Source organism: Oligella sp. HMSC05A10, assembly GCF_001808335.1.
GTDB lineage: Bacteria > Pseudomonadota > Gammaproteobacteria > Burkholderiales > Burkholderiaceae_B > Oligella > Oligella urethralis.
Genome location: NZ_KV792851.1, coordinates 1 through 18,782, shown reverse-complemented (window position 1 = coordinate 18,782; position 18,782 = coordinate 1). Strand labels below are relative to the sequence as shown.

Sequence of the window (18,782 nt, the reverse complement as noted above, 5' to 3'; positions counted from 1 at the left end):
AGGGAGTGTTTGTCTACTTTTCTGACTAGGATCAGCATTCCTGTTGCCCAGCTTTGCCGTGAAGAAGGGATTGGTGTTTCAACATTTTATAAGTGGCGGTCAAAGTATTGTAGTACTTAGTAATGAATCGCAGAATTACCTCTAAGCAGGCCGCGGAGCTTACGGGCCGAAGTGTCAGGACAGCGAGAAAAGTTTTGAGAAACTTAGAGAATATGATGTTAATTGCATGGTACGGAAATAGCAAACATGATCCCACCCAGTATTATGAGTTAGCGATACCGATGGAGTAACTCCCTAGTAGATTCAGAGTAAGTTCAGTAAGGAGCCTGAGCCTGTAAGGTATTTTGTGCAACTTGGTTTTTAAGGCTCAACAAACTCAATCAAAATCCGTTTTTTTAAAATTGCTATCGCTCAGGATGACATAAAGGTCTCAGAATGTATTTATTTTATTTGGCATATGACTATGATAAGTTAGTCCCAAACGGAAATATAGGATTGATGCTCTGTCAGCATTGCCTTTCGGCAGAAGAGAAACTACACATAAGCACCTATAAACACATGAAAACAGCGCTTCAACAGACCTTAAGTTTTGGTTTAAGACGTTTGGTGTTGGCATTGCTTTTGCAAGAGGATTGCTATAGCAACCGTCTAGGTATAGAAAGCTTAACGGAACAGAATATTAAGATAGACCGAGCAACACTAGGTTTGGCAGCTAGTTTAAGTTTAAAGTATGCTCGTCGCGGTAAGCCTTATCTGGACCCCTTGAGTGCTTTGCCTAAGCCACAAGCTTCTTTGTTCTTTTCAGTCAGCCATTGCGATGATTTTATCTGTATCTTAATAGCAAATGATCAGGAGTATTTAGGGGTAGATGCTGAAGCTTTTAAAATAGTTAACTATCAGACCATGCTGGCTGTGATGCATCCATGCGAACAGCAAAAGATTCAAAACGCATGCGATTTTTTATTTTATTGGACACGTAAAGAGGCGTATTTAAAGGCCTTAGGAACAGGTCTTATTGATGAGCTAGCACAAATCAATACCGTTGGTTCGCAGGTCATTGATGAGCGAACTACCGCTAAGCGAAAACTCGATGCTGTCGATAAACCGCTCTATTGCCATGAGGTGGATTTGCATCCAAAGTTATTAATTCATGTTTGCCATAATAATCCAAGGCAACAGCTACAATTGGTCAATTTGCACCAACTATTTGCTTAATGGTGTGGTTTAAACTATTTGTCGGATTTCTTATTCTTTGACCAAGTGTTGTTCTGGGTTGCTTTGATGATTTGTTTGTTTGGCTATTGAGCGACTCACGACAAATAAGGCACAAGCGCAGGCAAGACCAATGGTGGCTAAATACACAAATAGTCTCATCGGGTGTTCCGATGAAACCATATAAATCCCGATATAAGAACCCACAATAGAGCCTAGACGACCTATTGCCATTGCCCAACTAACGCCAGTAGCACGCATTCTGGTGTCGTAAACGGTGGCAGCGACTAGATTTAAACCGTTTTGTGCGCCTGCGATAGTAAAGCCAATTAAAAATACGATCAGTATCAATGCGGTATGCCAAGCGGTCAACGAGGGAAAGAAAAGGAGCAAAAAACCAGCAGCAAAATAAGCACTAGCTAATCTTAAAAAAGGCTTGCCCTGCCTATCGATCCAACGGGCTAAAACAAAGGCACCGACAGTGCCACCTATTGGTAACATCATGGTGATAAAGTTGGTTTGAGCAAAAGAATATAGATCGCCTAATAAAATAGGTGTCCAAAAGGTAAGTAAATAAAATAATAGCAACGAGCCAAAAAATGCGACCCAAAGAGCCAACGTTAACAGTCGATGCTGAGGGCTAAAAAGCATCTTTATAGGTTGCCTAGAAGCGCCATTATGTACTGTGGCTGATGGCGTGATTTTGTACTTGCCTGTGTATAGTTTGTCTACAATTCCTTGAACGTTATCTAGCTTTGAGGCTTTGTTGTTGCGGACTAAAAACTCCAGTGATTCTGGCAAGACTCTTGCTACGAGAAATAGAAAAAGTAGTGGTATAGCACCTGTTAAGATAAATAAACCTCGCCAGCCAAGAGAGGAAACCAACAGTGAAGCAAAAATACCGCCAAAGGCAATGCCAAGCGTAAAGCCGCACCATGCTAGAGTCGATAAAATCATACGGTGGCGTAAGGGCATGTATTCGGTACATAGCGAGAGGCTAATTGGCATGGCACCGCCAAGTCCTAAGCCTGTTAAAAAGCGGCAGATGACGAGAAGATAAAAATTTGGCGCAAAACCGCAAGCAATGGTAAAGATGGCAAACAGTATAGACGATAGGATCAGAATATTTTTTCTGCCATAACGGTCAGCTAATGGACCAAATAGTAAGCTCCCTATCATCAGACCTAAGACACCTGAAGAAAATAAGTAAGGCAGTTGTGTTGTCTCTAAACCTAAATCCGTTCGAATCAGAGGGGCAAGGTACGCAATAATTGCAATATCAAGACCATCAAGTAAAACTAACGCGAAACAAGTAAAAACAATTTGCCACTGGTATTTGGTAAGAACTTCAGTGTTGATTAGTTGCTGCAAATTCTTAACGGAACATTCGATAGAACGGGACATAACAAGTAACCTCAATTGGTGTAATTAGGGCGCTGGAGATGAGTAAGGATACTTTTCAGCATGGCGCTAATGTTTTTTGTGCTGCTTAAATAAAAGTGACCGCCCTCAAAAAACTCAACGCCACGCCATTGATTGGTTAAATGACGCCACTCATTAAGTGTTTCGAGCGTCACATTTCTGTCCTCAGCTCCTGAAAAGACGAGTAAAGGAGTAGTTGTTATGGTCATTTCAGAATGAAGCCTTAATAAGGCATTATTGAGCAAAATATCATTTTTGATAATGGGAAAAAAGAAATCTAAGGCTTCTTGATTTGTCAGCAAAGCAGCGGGTATGCCTTCATATCGTTGAAGAAAGTTGAGGAGCGCATTTTGATCATCTAATTCATGTTGTGTCGCCCGTGTCTTGGATCGATAACCGCGTCCACTGATTACCATTAAAGCAATGTGTTGAGAAGTAGACTCCTTCTGTATCTTTTGAGCAACAAAAGGTAATAAGCCTGCACCTAGGCTATGACCAAACAAAACAATATCTTTCGTTTGGTCATGAGTTGCCAAAATAGTATCTGCAATATCATTTATTAAGTTACCGGGGTGTTGGATCAATGCCTCAGTGATGCGTGAGCCATGACCTGAATAATCAATTGCTTTAATACGAAAATGAGTGGGTGCTAAGTTTTGCCACGGATGATACATGGAAGCACTGCTACCTGCTGAGGGTAAACAGTACAGCGTATAAATTTCATTATCTTGTTTCATTTATTTGCAAAATTAAAAAACGAAATGATACTATATGTTCTGATTAGAATCATAACGATATTAATTATCATTTGCAAATAATGAATTTTCTATCGTTGGTTTTCCTTGCGTTAACCGACTGTTAAATTAAAAGGTGCAGGACATGGAATTTACACTATTTCCTCAGGAACGCGCTGAGACTTATATTGCCAATGGTTTATGGCAAGGGGAGTCGCTGTTTGAGTTCTTTGAACGTTCTTGCCAAAAATTTGCCACCAATACGGCTCTCGTGCTTGGTGAGGATGAAGTCAGCTATGAAGCGTTCTATTTTAAAGCGCTTGCTTGGGGCGAGTGGTTGCATGAGCAGGGCGTGCGTAAGGATGATCTAGTGGTGTTGCAGTCAGCTAACGTCCTAGAGTTTTTTTATGTTTTATTCGGTTTATATTATCTTGGTGCGCTTCCTATCTTTTGCTTAGATGGTCATCGCTCCTATGAAATTGGTCATATTGCTAAATTTAGTCAAGCTAGAGTGTATTTGCGATTGTGCAAGCATGAGAGCGATAGCACCGCTGAGCAAATCATTCATCATTTTTCAGGTGACTTGCCTCATTTAGAAATTATTAAAACAGTTTTTCAAGGGGAGCTACCTCAATGTGATGGGGATCGGTCCAAGTTAAAAGAGAAAACACATTATCAGCCAGTGGATAGTCGTGCGGTGGCTTTTTTGCAGCTTTCAGGTGGTACGACAGGTTTGCCAAAGTTAATTCCTCGGACGCATGATGATTATTTGTATTCAGTTAGAGAGAGCGCGGTAGTTGCAAATTTGCAGCAGGATACGAAACATTTATTAGTGCTTCCTGTGTCTCATAATTTCCCGATGAGTTCGCCAGGTTTTTTGGGGGTTATTTATGCGGGTGCGACCTTAGTTATTGCTGATAATAGCTCGCCCACAGAGTGTTTTGGGCTTATTGAACGACACAAAATTACGCAAACTTCATTAGTTCCTTCTTTGGTCGTGGCTTGGCTAAATTCAGCAATGATAGACAAATTCGATTTAAGTAGTTTGGAAGTTGTTCAGGTTGGCGGGGCTAAGTTTTCTTCGGAGTTAGCAGCTCGCTTGCTGGATACATTGGATCTAACGCTACAGCAAGTTTATGGGATGGCTGAGGGTCTAGTGAATTACACTCGCTTAGACGACAACCGTGAAGTTCAGATAAATACACAAGGAAAGCGCCTTTCTGATTTTGATGAAATACAGATACTTGATTTAGAGGGTAAGGTGCTAGGTGTCGGTGAAGTTGGTGTAATTACAACACGAGGTCCTTACACAATTAATGCTTATTTTGCGCCAGATGAAGTCAATAAGCGCAGCTTCACTGAGGATGGTTTTTATATCACGGGAGACTTAGGTTATCTTGATGAAAACAATAATATTACCGTCACAGGACGATTGAAAGAAGTCATTAACCGAGCTGGTGAAAAGATTATGCCTAGCGAAATTGAGGAGTTACTTTATGCTCATCCAGATGTTAAGGATGTGTTGGTGACAGGGGTGCCTGATGAGTTGCTGGGGGAAAAAATTTGCGTCCAAATTATTACGGATAAACCTGATAATTTCAATCTGGTGAAAGTAAGAAAGTATCTTACGCAGCAGCATATTGCACTAAATAAATTGCCGGATGTGGTTAGTGTGGTGGATGAGTTTGATTTTACTTTGATTGGCAAAGTAAGACGGTAGGGCAGTTGTAATGCAAAAGTTGACGGATTTGGGTTTGGCTGCATGGATTGATTCGCAAAATAGCGGGTTAGGATCGTTTTTTCTTGTCGAATTTGAGGGTGTGAATTTTAACGTCTCACTATTTTCCAGTGTGTTGTATGAGGTCGTAAGTCGTTATCCTATTTTTAGCTTGCGACTGACACCAACAGGTCAAATGGAGCGTCGAGAAGAGGGGACTTATGCACTTCTTTTGAACTGCCAAGATGAAGAGACACAGGTGCAAGATGGCTTGTTGCCAACAATTGCCAAGGAAGCCGCGAATACCTTACTAAAAGAGTCACTGTTTTTGGTAGTGACATGCACGAATGAGGCTGAGGGTAAAGTACGCACGCAGTTCGTGGCTAATATGGCGATACTAAATCCAGCGAATGTATATCTCTTCTTGCATGAGCTATCCATCGCCTACCAACTTGCCGTGGGTGGCGAAGCTGAGGAGTTATTTAGTTTTCCTAAAAGTACGGCAAGTTATCAAGGTAATACTACGACAGAGCTGGATTTTCGTCATTTGGCTCAGTACCCACTACCTTCGTTGCCTTGGCGCTTATATAACGAGACCAAGGGCACAGTGCAAAACATTTGTTGGTGCTTACCAGTTAGGGTATGGCAGCAGTTACAAGACAATGCTGTGGCAGCCGGAGTAAAGGTATCTGTCATGCTTAGAGCCGTTTTTTGTGCGGCCCTTGCTTTATATACTAAGCAGTCCTCATTTCGTTTAAGTTTACCCTTTTTTAAGCATGAAAAGAGTCAGCTAGGTGGTGAGACATGGTTCAGTGATGACTTTTATATCCAAGCGGTTGACGTGAATTTAGAGGCATCATTGTTGGATACGATTGGGTATTTACGTGACTCCAGCCATTTCTTTGGCAATGAAGCATTGTCGGGAGTCAGTCTTTTGAGGGAGTTAACGAAGCTAACTGGGTGTCAAGAGATTGCGCCCGTTGTCTATACCGACTTGCTGGCATGTGGGTCACTTTTTTCTGGTGTTATTAATCAAACCTTTGGTCAAGTCCAGCGTGCTTTATCTAGAGGGGTAAACGTCGGGTTGGATGTTCAAGTGGTTCAAGTAGGTGAGACAGTAGGTTTTAATTGGGATGTGAATGAGGACTTAATCTCTGCTTCAGATATTGCCAAACTAGTTGATTGTTTTAAGCATTTATTAAGGCTTTACGCATACTCATCTGCAAATCTTGGGCGACCTATTGGGCAGCTTGTTTCTGATAGCAAGTACCGTTTAACACTAAAACCCCAGGTGTTAAGTGACGATGATTTTATGGTTGCGGGTCGCCTACTCAGTAAAAAAGAATTAACGGACCTAATAGAGAGAATCTTAGGGCGACAGGTTAAGCTGATAGATGAGCAGAGTGGCAAGGGAGGGAATTTTTCGTTGCTGGTTGAAAGCTCAGTTAATGAACCCTTGTCGATTCATGAAATTCAAAATACCTTAGCAACTCATTTTCTTGGGCAGCTGAACCCCAAGCGTATTGTAATTTTGCCATCCTCTGAATTTGACAGGGGAAATGAGTTAAACCCGTCAAATCCGTCAAATTATAGTGCTCAAGGACAGCTCCCTGTAGAGGTGGTGTATGTAGTGGCGGCTATTTTTTCTGCTGTGTTAGGTACGCAAATAGATCCGTTAACAATGCGCGATACAGACTTTTTTGAGATGGGTGGCAACTCGCTTTTAGCGACTCAAGTTGTGATTGAAACAAATAAATATTTTTTATATGCACAAATAGGTATCGCGGATATGTTTAGGTTGCGTTCAATTCATGAGCTTGCAATCTATTTGTATGAGAAAGACTCAGCGCTAGCTTTAAAAGTGGCTCAGACGGTTCAGCGTTTGTTAATTAAGACATGGGGGCTAGAATGAGTTTGCCATTAAACGCTATGCAGCAAGCTTATCTTATGGGTCGAACGAGTGGCTTTCCCTTGGGTTCCGTTGATATGCAGGATATTAGGAGTTTCTATCTTCCAGCGTCAGCCGCTCAGGTTGCAGACGCTATGTTAGAGGTGTTTGCGGTTTACCCGATGCTATCGTCTCGTGTTAGTCAGGATGGGCTGTTTTTACTTCAAAAGGAAGATCTAGACTATCAAGATAATTTTATTATTAGCCAGGGTAGCTTAAGCCAGCAGCAGAGTATGTGGCAGATTGCTGAGCAACAGATTGAGCGATTTATTTCCGCGACTTTTGATATCCATAAGAGGTTGTGGCGGGTTGCGTTGCATGAATTTACTGATGATGAGTCATGTGTCGTGACTTTTGCTTTTAATGGATTGTTGCTAGATGGTTATGTGATATCTCGATTAATCAAGGAGGTTTTTAAGCTGGCTTTGGGTGGTGATTTTACGCCATCGTTGACTGGTGTGTCTAAAGGTATTGAGTCAAATGAAGAGCCGATTGATGAGGGTTACGGGCAGGATTATTTCAAAGCGGTGCGTCAAGTCATTCAGTTGCCTTGGGCAAGTGATCTTGAAGAGATTATGTGGACTAAACGCAAGCGTTTCAGTATGACGCTAGAGCGTGACCTGTTTGAACAAGTTAGTAACAACTTGCTCAAACAGGGCGTGTTTGCAAATAGTGGCTATATGTTCGCAGTGCTAAAGGCTTTAAGTGCATTTGTTGGTGAACAACACGTATTTGCCATAAGTGTACCGACGGCGGATAGCGCAATTAAGAAGTCATTCAGTACGAATTCATCTTTTTTACCAATCGTATACGACGACAGCCGCTCAACATCTTGGCTTGAGCAGTTGATACATCTCCAGCGGCTTGTCTTAGGTTTATTATCCACAAATAGGCTAGGTGTGATTGCTGCTCAGCGGTTAAGTAAACAGTTGCGTACAATTTTGCCGTTACCTGTTGCATTTACCAACGGTTTGCTTTGGGATGCTCATGAATCATCCGAGGGCTTAGTCTATCTCGGTGGTGTTACAGAGACGCCCCAGCTTGCCTTGGATATTCGATTAAGCCATCTAAATGACAAAAGGGTGCTGTTAGATCTTGACTATGCCGAAGCTGCGCTAGCGGAAGATGACGTTATTGCGATTGCTAAACAAGTTGTCACGAATTTAGAAAAGTTAGCAACGCTTGACGTCTTGGCAGATGTTAAGCAAGTTATTATGCCATCGGAGCGTACTGCTGCAGTCAATAAATTGTCAAGTTCGATGGGATTTATCCAGTCAATTTATGACAAGTTATATGCTCAACCCTCTGAGGATGTTGCTTTAATTAGTCAAGATAGACGTATCAATTATAAGCAGTTGGCTTTGTTTGTGGCAAGCGCAACTAAGGTCTTAAAACAACACGACATGAATTCAGGCGACGTGCTGGCGATGATTTTGCCTAAGTGTTTCGAGCAGGCGTATTATCTCCTCGGTAGTTTGTTTTCTGGTGTTATTTGGCTCTCCTTAGATAAAGAGGCGCCTGTCGAGCGTTTGAGTTATCAGTTGCGTAATGCGCAAGTAAAAGGGCTAGTATGCGATTTAGTCGAAATGGGAGACCTTGTAAGTGAAATTCGGTCAACGATACGTCTTATTGACGTTAATGAGTTATATGAAGTGACGGATGCTCTCGTTCCTCCAGCCTTAACTCCGAATACAGGGCAGGCATTGTCATGTTATCTCTATACATCTGGCTCAACGGGTTTACCAAAATGTGTCGCCCTTAATAATCAGGGGATTGATAACACATTGAAGCAGACAATCAAAAAGTGGCATTTGACGAAAGTTGATTGTTTTTTTGCTGCGACGCCTTTTCATCATGATATGTCTCTATTTGATCTGCTGGTTTCTTTTACTGTTGGGGCGACACTTGTAGTGCCTGAAAAGGCACAGCATAAGGATCCATTTCTCTGGGCGAGATTAGTGCAAGAGGCGGGCGTCACTGTCTGGGTATCAGTTCCAGCGATTGTGGATATGTTGCTTTTAGCAGCAGAGCCAGAGAAGTTACGGTCATTAAGAGTTTTGGCACAAGGCGGTGACTATATTCGAGAGAAGACGATCCGACAATTGCTTTCTGCTAACCCTCAATTGATTTTATATTCTCTCGGTGGCCCGACAGAAACAACCATCTGGAGTATCTGGCACAAAATTGATGTTGATAAGGATATGGCAGCTTATCATGCGATTCCTTACGGTGTGTCGTTGGCAGGTAATCAATATTACATACTGGATGCGCAAGATAATGAACGCGCTGTTGGTGAGCTTGGCAAGATAGCGATGTCAGGGATTAACTTGTCAAACGGCTATGTTGTGGATGGTCAATTGCGCTTCGATGATTATAAAGAGCTAGTTTTAAACGGTAAGTCTCAGCGAGTTTATGTATCTCGAGATATGGGCAGATTGACTACGGATGGTTTAATTTTATTTGAAGGGCGTGAAGAGGGCTATTTTAAAATTAGAGGCGTCAGAATCAGCTCTCAAGAAATTGAAAATGCTGTTCTAAAAATCGAGGGAATTGATCAATGTGTGGCGGTTGAGCTGCAAAATGAGCAATTAAGTTATGCTGAGTTAGGCTTGGCTTATACGGTGAAAAATAAGGAGAGTACCTCTTATTCATCGTCGCAGTTAATGGATGCACTTAATGTATTTTTGCCTGATAGTCATATTCCGACGCAGTGGCTGTTACTAGACGCTATGCCATTAACAGCTAATGGCAAAATTGATCGAAAGTCGATACAGGAGCTGGTTAAATTAAGTGCTTATCCTGAAAATGATTTAACTAGAACTAATGCCGTTCAGCTAAACCAAGACCCAGCAGATATTTCGTCTGGCGGAGATTTTTCTTTATTACTTGATGAAGCATTTTATAAAGCGTTTCTAAATGAAATGCAGAGCGAGGTGGTTGAGACTAAAGAAAACAGTGGAGGGATAATCAAAACAGACGTTAATTACCCAGCGACTCTTTTACAAGAAAGTTATTTGTGGGAAGCTGATTTGGGCAAGAATACCATATTTAATCTTCCCTTTGTTTTTAGAGTTAATAGAGACGTTGAACCTGATCTTTTGCGTTCAGTTTTCGTAAGTATCATTGAGCGTCATACTGCTCTAAGAACACTCATTGTAGTTAGCGAGGGTCGAAAAAGTTTTTACCAACGTATTCTACCTATCACCTCGTTAGAAGACCAAGAGTGGTTCCACAGCATTACTTTAAAAGATAAAAACAGTGCAATAGGTTTGGCGTATAACGCAAGTACATTTTGTTTTGACCTCACTAGAAATATACCTATTCGAGTAACTCAATGCAGATTAAAGGATAGCAACTATCTTTCTGTGCTGATTTACCATTTGGCTTTTGATATATGGTCAGCTGATGTATTTATGAATGAGTTTGTAGTTGGTCTCACAGAGAGGTTGCAGTATATGGATTGCATTAATAAAACTGAGAAAAATTCATCAGTATTGCAATACGTAGATTATGCTTTAGAAGAATCCCGTAGAAAGCAAACCATTTTGCGTGATGGACTAAGTTTTTGGCGTAAACGACTTGGTTCCTTAACCGAAGAAAAAGGATTGGTTGCTTGTTTTAAGCAAAATGAGCCTAAGTTAGGAGCGTCACATAAAGTTAAAGAAATTTATCATCCTTTGCGAATGATTTTCAGTAGTCAGTATAAAAAAAATTTAAACGCTGCTGGAGTGAGACTGAAAACATCTTTATTCCAAATTGTTTATGCCTTAGTCGTGTTTGCATTACATAGCTTAGGTGCTGGAAAAGAAGTGTTGGTTGCTACGTCAATGGCTTGTAGAGATGACCCTAAGTATCAATACACCATAGGACTTTTCACTAACGTTGTTTTAACCAGAGTGAATATTCAGCGTGATGAAACATTAGAAGTGTTTTTGCTTAATTTGCAAAAACGACTTTTTGAAATGGGGGATTTTAATAAAACCCCATACCCTTATGTTATTCGAGAATTGTCTGCTGAATCAGGAAGTAACGTTCTTGAATATTACATTCAAGTTCATCACATGAGTGTATTTTCTGTAGAGAAAAGCCTCGGAACAGATTCATTAAAAATAGAACTCCTTGAACAAAAAGTTATGCCAAGTAAATTTGGACTTCATTTTGAAGTTTTTGATGAATCACAGGATGACAGCTTGGTGTTTTTAATTCATTACGATGATTCCAAATATAGTGCAACTAGTTTACAGCCATTGGTCGAGAGCTTGAAAGATTTGATTTCTAGAGTTGGAAATATAAGTTCTGAGACGACGGTAGGCGATTTTTTGGATGGCTCTGGAAAGGAAAACTTATATGGTTTATGATGTCGCGGGAATTGGGATTGGTCCATTTAATCTAGGCTTATCAAGTTTGCTGGAAACGGTACCTTCTGTTAAGAAAGTGTTTTTTGACCGAAAATCAGAATTTGCTTGGCATAAAGGAATTATGCCCAACTGGTCCACCTTGCAAATTCCATTTATTGCCGATTTGGTTACCTTAGTTGATCCAACTAGTGATTTCTCATATTTGAACTATTTGAAAGTCCATGGCCGACTACATCGATTTTATATTTACGAGAATTTTTATATTTCTAGAGAAGACTATAACGCATATTGTAAGTGGGTATGCAAACAACAAAAAGATTTGGTTTTTGGTAAAAGAGTTGAGACAGTTGTGTATAACCAAAAGACAGAATTGTATCGACTCGAAATTCGAGATCTAGGCAACCACTCACTCGATCAGGTTTATGCCAAGAAACTGGTTTTAGGTACTGGAACTGTACCCATTAGACCGAGCTTTTATCAAGAAAATGATCCAAGGCATTGTCTTATTAATGATTACTCCTACCAAAAGGAAGAGTTAAAAAATAATGAAATAATCACTGTTGTTGGTTCTGGACAAAGTGGTGCAGAGGCCTTTTATGATTTGTTATTGGATCTTAAGGATAACAGTTATTCCTTGCAGTGGATAGGTCGAATAAAACATTTTATGGCAATGGATCTGAATAAGTTAGCTTTGGAGATTACAACGCCTGATTATGCCAAGTTTTTTTATGATCTGCCCAAGGAGAATAAGCAAGAATTAGTTATTGCTCAAAGAGCCTTATATAAAGGAGTCAATTTTAAGTTGTTAAATGCGATTTATGACTATCTATATGAGCATTATGAATTGTGTAAAGGCAGAGTAGAAATCTTCCCAAGCTTAGAGCTTTTGGATTGCCGAGAAACGGTAAATGCGTGGCAACTTCAGGCGCGTAGCACATCATCTGGAAAGGCGATCGAGCTAGAAACGCAAGCATTAATTTTTGCGCTAGGTTTTCGTTATGAAGAGCCTGATTTTATGAGAACCCTTGATGATGTGCTAAGGCGTAATGACGACGGTGAATTGGTAGTGTCAGAAAATTTCACTGTTGACAAGCGAAATACTATTTTTGTTCAGAATGTCGGATTAAGTCAGCATGGAATTGTAACGCCAGATCTTAGTGTTGGTCCATTTCGTAATGCCATGATTGTAAATCAAATATTAGGGCAGGAATTTTATGCACCAGATAGGCATTTTACCTTTCAGAGGTTTGTATGAAAACAGGAAAGTGCATTCAGAGTGGATTGATTATGCCAACGGCAGATTTACCCTCACAATTCGTTGTTAAGTTACCTGATTTTGATGTTGGATTCCATGAAGTCAGATTTCCATTTGATGTGCCTTTATTGCATAAGTGGTTGAATACAAAGCATACGATCGAACAATGGCAATTAAATAAATCACTTGCAGAGTTGCTTGTTCACTTTGAGAAAGCTGTTCATGATGAACATCAAGAATTGTATTTAATTTCTTGTGATGGCGTTCCTTTTGCCTATTGTGAGATTTATACCGCTAGCTATGATCGCTTAGCAAAGTATTACAAAGTAGATCCTTTGGATGTTGGTTGGCATGTATTGATTGGTGAAAGAGAGTTTCTTGGGAAGTCATTTGCGGAGAATTTAGTTTTTGCGATAAGTCATTTTGTTTTCTCGCAGACTGAATCAAGAAGAATCATTGTTGAACCAGATGTTCGTGTGAAGTGGTATGTCATTTTTAAAAGATTTGCCTACATTAGTGATTCGATAATCGAATTGCCTGAGAAAAGTGCCAATATTTTTTTATGTCTTCAAAAACAATTCTATGAGTCGAGTGGTTACTTATCAAAAGCAGAAGTAAAGGTTGCTTATGAAACGCACAGCGATTAATAATATCGATGAAAAACTCGATATTATCGGTCATTTAAATAATGAACACAGTGATGACTTGCTGGTAATAGCAAATTATTACGGCACGCAATCGCCTTATCAGCACACCCAAGTACAGGACATTTATGAAGAAGGGGTATTACTTCATGTAGTGACAATGAATGGTATAGCGGATGAGGTATTTATCGAGTTCAGTATTAAAGGCACGCTAGAAGAAAGAATTCTCTATTTGGCGTTTTATGCCATGACTAAGCAAGGTCTTAGTTTAACGGGTAATAAGCATAAGTTTTTTGAAGTAGTACAAAGCAGTCGAGTAAGCAAACATATGCAGCGCATAGAAATTAAAAGTGCGGTGCCATTGCCTACGTATTATGCGGGTTACACCTATGGCTTTCTACTTCGACGAATTGAGCCCTCAAAGCAATCACATTTACAAGCAAAAGTTCAACAGTTCACTAATGGCACAGTGTCTAGGGGTTTCTTTAAGCGTCGTCTGGATGCGTTTTTGATTTGGCTATTGCGTGTTATGAGTTCTAAAAGGCGCATGCAATTAATTGAAAGTATGAATCGTAATCTACGGTTGTATACCTTGCGCTTTGCTAAAGCTGATAACGACACTGGCGCTGTCACCCATGGAGCAGTCGATGTTTACCTACACGACAATAGTGCAGGTAATCAATGGGTTCATGCCTTAAAACCAGGAGACATGATTTTAAGTCGCACGGAAGTGCCAGAGCGGCATGAGTATTTGCAGACAGGGCGCAATGTTTTGATTGGTGATGAATCAGCTTATCCAGCAATCGCTGGCATCTTGGAGTTATGGCAAAACCCAATCCCACCCACGGTATTGATTTTATTACGTGATAACGCAGACAAGGCGTATTTTGATGAGGTTTCAAAACCAGCAGCTACGGAGATGATTTTTTTTACATATGAAGCAAATCAGCAAGCAGCACCTATTTTGGATTATTTAAAGACTATCAATGCACTTGATGGTGCGTGGGGTGGTTTAGAACGAGAGGAAGCCAAACAGATTCGACATTATCTGCGTCACCACTTGCAACTTGAGGGCGCAAGAAATCATGTCAAGGCGTATTGGGTCGCCAAGGATGAAGGAAAGAAGTCGTCAATGCTTAAAGTAAAGGAGAAAAGATGTTTAAGCTAAAACAAACAGCGGTGACACTGATGGCAGTGCCAATTGTACTGTCAGGTACAGTGTATGCTCAAACGGGTACAGAGAATCGGGATGAAAGTGAAATCCAAGATCTTGGCTCGGTAGTCGTTTATTCACGGGGGATTCGAGAGTCACGTTTCGATACGCCTTTCATGATTGATGTGATGGATGGCTCAACCTTAAAACAGCGCGCTGCAACGACGACGCTTGATGCGTTAAAACTGGTGCCGAGTGTATCTGTGTCTGATACGGGTAATCCGCAACAAAGCCTTGTGTGGGTGCGTGGTGTTGGTTCTCTGTCAGGAACAGGGATGGAAGATCATACGGTAGATGTCGTTATTGATGGGGTGTCTAATGGTTTAGCAGGTATCTCACGCCCGTTATTTGATGTCGAGCGGGTTGAAGTGGCTAAGGGGCCTCAAGGTGTTCTATATGGTCATCGTTCGAGTGCAGGAAACCTTTTGCTTAAAACGGTTGATCCACATAATGAATTTGAGGCAAGTATCGGCGGCAGTTTAGGTAATCGTAAGTTGCGTGGCGTCAATGCGATTTTAAACGTACCATTATCTGATCAGGTGGCATTTAGATTGGCGGCACAACGCGAACGTCGTGATGATTTTATTCGTGATGCAGAAACAGGTAAGCGTGTGAGTATCAAGGATACTGAATATGTATCGGGTAAGTTGCGTTGGTTTGATGGAGATCGAAATGATCTCATCTTGCACGCTTGGTACGATCGACGCAAAAATAATCACCCCATCAATATGGCCGATCCGCTATCGCATCATACCCTAATTCGTGGCTTGCCCATGGGAACATGGCGTAAAAATGCAGGCGTTAGTTTGACCTATAAACATCACTTTGATTTTGGAACCCTAGAGTCTATTACAGCTTATCAGCGGCACAGTTCATGGATTCAACGCCCTGTTCGTGGCTACGATATGCTAGAACCAATGTTCGCTGGCTTGCCTCCTGCGGTGCGCCGAATCATGGATAACTATTATGGGAATATTGAAAATAACAAACAAGTCGTAAGTGAGAAAGTAAACCAGTTATCGCAAGAATTAAAATTGAGCGGTGAAACATCCGCTGGGTTAAAGTGGATAACAGGCGTTTATTTGGAGCGTCGTGATCGAGATTTTAGTTGGGATGCAACTCGTGGGATACAAGGTAAATTAGGACTTGATAATTACAATGGTGACTTTGTCCGAATTTTTGATCGGGATACAGCGGCACTCTATGGGGAAGTGACAGTTCCTGTGACTGAACGCTTGAATGTGGTGGCGGGTTTGCGTTATAGCCATGAGCGTCTTGATCATGAGGAAACCTTTTATCCGCACCCAGCCAATACGCTGAGTTCACATGCCTCATTTAGTCATAAGCTGACAGATAATTTAGTCAGTGGTCGGCTCGGTTTAAATTATGCATTAACACCGACTTGGCGATTATACGCTTTACAAAGTATTGGACACAAATCGGGTAGTTTCGCTGATTGGAATACGAATATATCACGCGAAGGAGGTGCAAAACCAGCAGAGCCATATGATGCTTCGCATATTTATGCCACGGAAATTGGCTCAAAATTTCTTACAGCTGATGGCCGTTTCGCACTTGATGTGGCGATGTTCTACAACAAGGTGAGCGATGAGCATGTGACGATTGTTGAACCGAATTGGGTGAGTTATTCGGACAATGCAGATACGGAGTCCTATGGCGCTGAACTGACTATGATTGCTCAAGTAACGGACAATTGGCGTTTGCAAGGTGATTTGGTGTGGCTGCACACCGAGGTTACAGATGTGCCAGAAAGTGCGCAAAATATTACCAGTAAAGGCAATCGTTTAGCGCAAGCAGCGCGTTGGAGTGGTGGGGCATTGGTGGCTTATGAGTCAGATCAAAAAAATCTCGCATTCTTAGGTGCAGGTAAATTCAATGGTCATGTGGGTATGCGCTTTATTGGTAGTCGCTATTCGCAAGTGCGAAATACTCAGAAACTGCCTTCCATCGTGCTTTTTGATGCCTCTGTCGGTTTACAAACAAAGCACCATGATTTCTATGTTTGGGGTAAAAACTTATTAGATAAGCGTTATATGGGCTTTGGTGCGGGTAGAGCAAATATAGGGGTACCCGCCGAAGGGCGCACTTTTGGTGTTAATTATAGCTATAAGTTTTAACTTATCACCAGTCGAGGTTAAGAGCTCGTCTGAGTTCTTAACCTGTGAAGCTTAATGAATTTTTAAGGGTTTTGATGTCACAGAGTGCAAGCCGTAATCCATGGTTCATGCTGATCATGGTTTATATCACGCAGTATATTGGTATTTCCTTTTTATTTACGGGTGGTATCGTTATTTTCAGAACACTGGGCGTACCATTAGAGCAATTGTCTCTGGTTTTCTGGGTCATGCTACCAATTGCCTTGCGTTTGATATTTAGCTTATTTGTCGATAAGGTAAGCACGTTTTTGCAGGGGCATTATCGTGGCTGGCTACTAATCGCTCAAATGATGATGACCACTTTATTGGTGGTGATTAGCTTTATTGATCCTTTGCACCGTTTTTATTGGATGCTGGGGCTATTTTTTGTGTATGCCATTTTTACTGGGATACAAGATGTCTCCGTAGATGGTTTAGTTTGTAAGATTTTTCCAACGCAGAAACGGCAACAGGCGAATGCGCTGCAATACGCAGGTAGTTTTATTGGTAACGCGGTTGGCGGCGGTGTTGTATTGATGTTTTACCAAACGTTGGGTTGGCAAGGTAGCTTGTTGTTTTTGGCATCTTTGACCATGATTTCCGTATGCCAAATCACCTTTTATCGTGAGCCAGCTGAGGCAGTTACTCCCCTATCTAAGGAGTGGGTTTCTTTGAGTTTGTGGGCAGAGTTTAAGTCCTTTATTAAACGGCATGTGAAGTGGTTGTTGTTTTTACTGGTCGCTGCCTTTGGGATAAGTTTTTTGGGTGCGCTCTTAAATCCCTTGCTAGTGGACTCAGGATGGTCGCCAGAAGAGATTGGTTTAATGACGAAAGTGTATGGCTCAGTTATCGGTGTCTTATCGGCCTTATTAGCTATCCCCTTGATGCGTTATTTAGGCAGTGGTAAAGCGTTTGCCTTACTTTCGCTCTTAATGGCACTCAGTCTGACGCTATATTTACCAATAACACAAAGTCAAGTTGCTAAATGGTATGTGTATCTAGCGGTAAGTATAAGTACCTTGGTGCAACCCGCTTTGATGGCGTCACTCAGCACCATCATTATGAATAAGGCGGCAGTCACCTCATCAAAAGCCACTTTTGTCTCATTGCAACTAAGTTTAGCCACAGTGACAGGCATGGTGTATTCATCATTGAGCCTTAAATTGGCGCATAACGTTGGTTATTATGCCGTGATGATTATCGCTGTGGTAGTGAGTTTTGCTTTAGTGGTGTTGCTGCTGATTTTAATCAAATGGTCTAAACGCACAGGTCATGAGTTGTTAGCAGAAAATTAAGTAAATGATAAAAACCTTACAGGAGAACAAGTGTGCAAGAAGAATTAATCATGATGGTCGCTAAAACATTAGGAATTTCACTCGATGATATTGATGTGAACGAAAATTTACTCGTACTAGGTTTGCATTCACTAGCGTTGATGTCGATTGCTGAGCAGATTGCGCAACGCTTTGATAAAACTATTGGTTTTGCTGAACTGATGCAGAATCCGACGATTAATGCGTGGGAAGCATTGGTGAGAGCTTGATATTGTTGTAAAAAGTCGGCTTAACTAAACTATTAGGAAGACAAAAATGCAGAGAACACCGCTTGCCAATATAGACGAAAAGCTTGATGTGATTGAACATTTAAGGAACCGCTGAACAAAGTCGCTCAAGCGAGCGAATTTATCAACTTTACAAATCAGCTCTGAAAACCGAGCGTTAGAGTCATAAAAACATCTATTTTTGAACGGTTTTACCCGTTTTTGCTGCTTTTCCGGGCAGCATCTCGGGTTTTAGGCGGATTTATCCCGCCAACGGCATAAGTCGTTTCGATAAAAACAGGTTCGCCAAGGCAAACAAGCTATACAGCTGAGCGGTGTTTTTCGCCAAACCACGGTAGCGCGTCTTGCGATGACCAAAGTGAACCTTGACCCAGTAAAACGGATGCTCAACCTTGGCGCGAATCCGGCTCTTTAACTGCTCGATTTTATCTACAAGTCGACCTTCTTCTGTACCACTTTCACGCAGCTTGCGACGCTTCCCGTGACGCATGGCAATCACCCGGTTCACCTTTTTATCCTTGTTCTCTTCGTAAGCGTCCGGTGAACACATGTATTCATTCCT

The 18,782-nt window shown here is 41.3% G+C and carries 13 protein-coding genes; 10 read left to right on the top strand and 3 right to left on the bottom strand.

Annotated features, from left to right (window positions below):
- Positions 1–435 precede the first annotated feature (435 nt).
- Positions 436–1,215 carry a 4'-phosphopantetheinyl transferase family protein gene (locus HMPREF3144_RS01255; RefSeq protein ID WP_083290348.1) on the top strand — a complete coding sequence of 260 codons (780 nt, stop codon included), beginning with the start codon at positions 436–438 and terminating at the stop codon, positions 1,213–1,215.
- A 30-nt stretch (positions 1,216–1,245) separates the two neighbouring features.
- Here HMPREF3144_RS01255 and HMPREF3144_RS01250 read toward each other — a convergent pair whose 3' ends face one another.
- Both HMPREF3144_RS01250 and HMPREF3144_RS01245 read right to left on the bottom strand, forming a co-directional pair.
- The gene (locus HMPREF3144_RS01250) at positions 1,246–2,616 is read right to left on the bottom strand and encodes an MFS transporter (RefSeq protein ID WP_070475848.1); all 1,371 of its coding nucleotides are present in this window, start codon (positions 2,614–2,616) and stop codon (positions 1,246–1,248) included.
- An 11-nt stretch (positions 2,617–2,627) separates the two neighbouring features.
- On the bottom strand, positions 2,628–3,371 hold the full coding sequence (locus HMPREF3144_RS01245) for a thioesterase II family protein (protein ID WP_070475845.1): 744 nt from the start codon (positions 3,369–3,371) through the stop codon (positions 2,628–2,630).
- Positions 3,372–3,513: 142 nt separating this feature from the next.
- On the opposite strand from HMPREF3144_RS01245, the gene HMPREF3144_RS01240 reads away from it, so the two are divergent.
- The 9 genes from HMPREF3144_RS01240 (at position 3,514) to HMPREF3144_RS01200 (ending at position 18,202) form a co-directional block, all read left to right on the top strand.
- Positions 3,514–5,088, top strand: a complete 1,575-nt coding sequence (locus HMPREF3144_RS01240) for a (2,3-dihydroxybenzoyl)adenylate synthase (protein WP_070475842.1) — start codon at positions 3,514–3,516, stop codon at positions 5,086–5,088.
- A gap of 10 nt (positions 5,089–5,098) precedes the next feature.
- Entirely contained in the window at positions 5,099–6,997 is a 1,899-nt protein-coding gene (locus tag HMPREF3144_RS01235; RefSeq protein WP_070475839.1) for a phosphopantetheine-binding protein, read from the top strand.
- Positions 6,994–11,391, top strand: a complete 4,398-nt coding sequence (locus HMPREF3144_RS01230) for an AMP-binding protein (protein ID WP_070475836.1) — start codon at positions 6,994–6,996, stop codon at positions 11,389–11,391. The genes HMPREF3144_RS01235 and HMPREF3144_RS01230 overlap by 4 nt, the downstream gene beginning before the upstream one ends.
- Positions 11,381–12,646, top strand: a complete 1,266-nt coding sequence (locus HMPREF3144_RS01225; protein WP_070475833.1) for a lysine N(6)-hydroxylase/L-ornithine N(5)-oxygenase family protein — start codon at positions 11,381–11,383, stop codon at positions 12,644–12,646. The genes HMPREF3144_RS01230 and HMPREF3144_RS01225 overlap by 11 nt, the downstream gene beginning before the upstream one ends.
- Entirely contained in the window at positions 12,643–13,293 is a 651-nt protein-coding gene (locus HMPREF3144_RS01220; protein WP_083290345.1) for a GNAT family N-acetyltransferase, read from the top strand. The genes HMPREF3144_RS01225 and HMPREF3144_RS01220 overlap by 4 nt, the downstream gene beginning before the upstream one ends.
- Entirely contained in the window at positions 13,274–14,458 is a 1,185-nt protein-coding gene (locus HMPREF3144_RS01215) for a siderophore-interacting protein (protein WP_070475828.1), read from the top strand. Before HMPREF3144_RS01220 ends, HMPREF3144_RS01215 begins: the two co-directional genes overlap by 20 nt.
- The gene (locus HMPREF3144_RS01210) at positions 14,446–16,641 is read left to right on the top strand and encodes a TonB-dependent receptor (RefSeq protein ID WP_070475825.1); all 2,196 of its coding nucleotides are present in this window, start codon (positions 14,446–14,448) and stop codon (positions 16,639–16,641) included. The genes HMPREF3144_RS01215 and HMPREF3144_RS01210 overlap by 13 nt, the downstream gene beginning before the upstream one ends.
- A 74-nt stretch (positions 16,642–16,715) precedes the next feature.
- Positions 16,716–17,954, top strand: a complete 1,239-nt coding sequence (locus tag HMPREF3144_RS01205; protein ID WP_018027454.1) for an MFS transporter — start codon at positions 16,716–16,718, stop codon at positions 17,952–17,954.
- A gap of 32 nt (positions 17,955–17,986) precedes the next feature.
- Positions 17,987–18,202 (top strand): acyl carrier protein, encoded by a 216-nt coding sequence (locus HMPREF3144_RS01200; RefSeq protein WP_018027453.1) that lies wholly within the window; start codon positions 17,987–17,989, stop codon positions 18,200–18,202.
- A gap of 259 nt (positions 18,203–18,461) precedes the next feature.
- Here HMPREF3144_RS01200 and HMPREF3144_RS01195 read toward each other — a convergent pair.
- A partial coding sequence (locus tag HMPREF3144_RS01195) for a transposase (RefSeq protein ID WP_141742703.1) occupies positions 18,462–18,782 on the bottom strand: 321 nt, incomplete at its 5' end.

Coding starts and splice junctions, on each gene's coding strand:
- HMPREF3144_RS01255 (WP_083290348.1), top strand. CDS start 436: ATGTATTTATTTTATTTGGCATATGACTATGATAAGTTAGTCCCAAAC.
- HMPREF3144_RS01250 (WP_070475848.1), bottom strand. CDS start 2,616: ATGTCCCGTTCTATCGAATGTTCCGTTAAGAATTTGCAGCAACTAATC.
- HMPREF3144_RS01245 (WP_070475845.1), bottom strand. CDS start 3,371: ATGAAACAAGATAATGAAATTTATACGCTGTACTGTTTACCCTCAGCA.
- HMPREF3144_RS01240 (WP_070475842.1), top strand. CDS start 3,514: ATGGAATTTACACTATTTCCTCAGGAACGCGCTGAGACTTATATTGCC.
- HMPREF3144_RS01235 (WP_070475839.1), top strand. CDS start 5,099: ATGCAAAAGTTGACGGATTTGGGTTTGGCTGCATGGATTGATTCGCAA.
- HMPREF3144_RS01230 (WP_070475836.1), top strand. CDS start 6,994: ATGAGTTTGCCATTAAACGCTATGCAGCAAGCTTATCTTATGGGTCGA.
- HMPREF3144_RS01225 (WP_070475833.1), top strand. CDS start 11,381: ATGGTTTATGATGTCGCGGGAATTGGGATTGGTCCATTTAATCTAGGC.
- HMPREF3144_RS01220 (WP_083290345.1), top strand. CDS start 12,643: ATGAAAACAGGAAAGTGCATTCAGAGTGGATTGATTATGCCAACGGCA.
- HMPREF3144_RS01215 (WP_070475828.1), top strand. CDS start 13,274: ATGAAACGCACAGCGATTAATAATATCGATGAAAAACTCGATATTATC.
- HMPREF3144_RS01210 (WP_070475825.1), top strand. CDS start 14,446: ATGTTTAAGCTAAAACAAACAGCGGTGACACTGATGGCAGTGCCAATT.
- HMPREF3144_RS01205 (WP_018027454.1), top strand. CDS start 16,716: ATGTCACAGAGTGCAAGCCGTAATCCATGGTTCATGCTGATCATGGTT.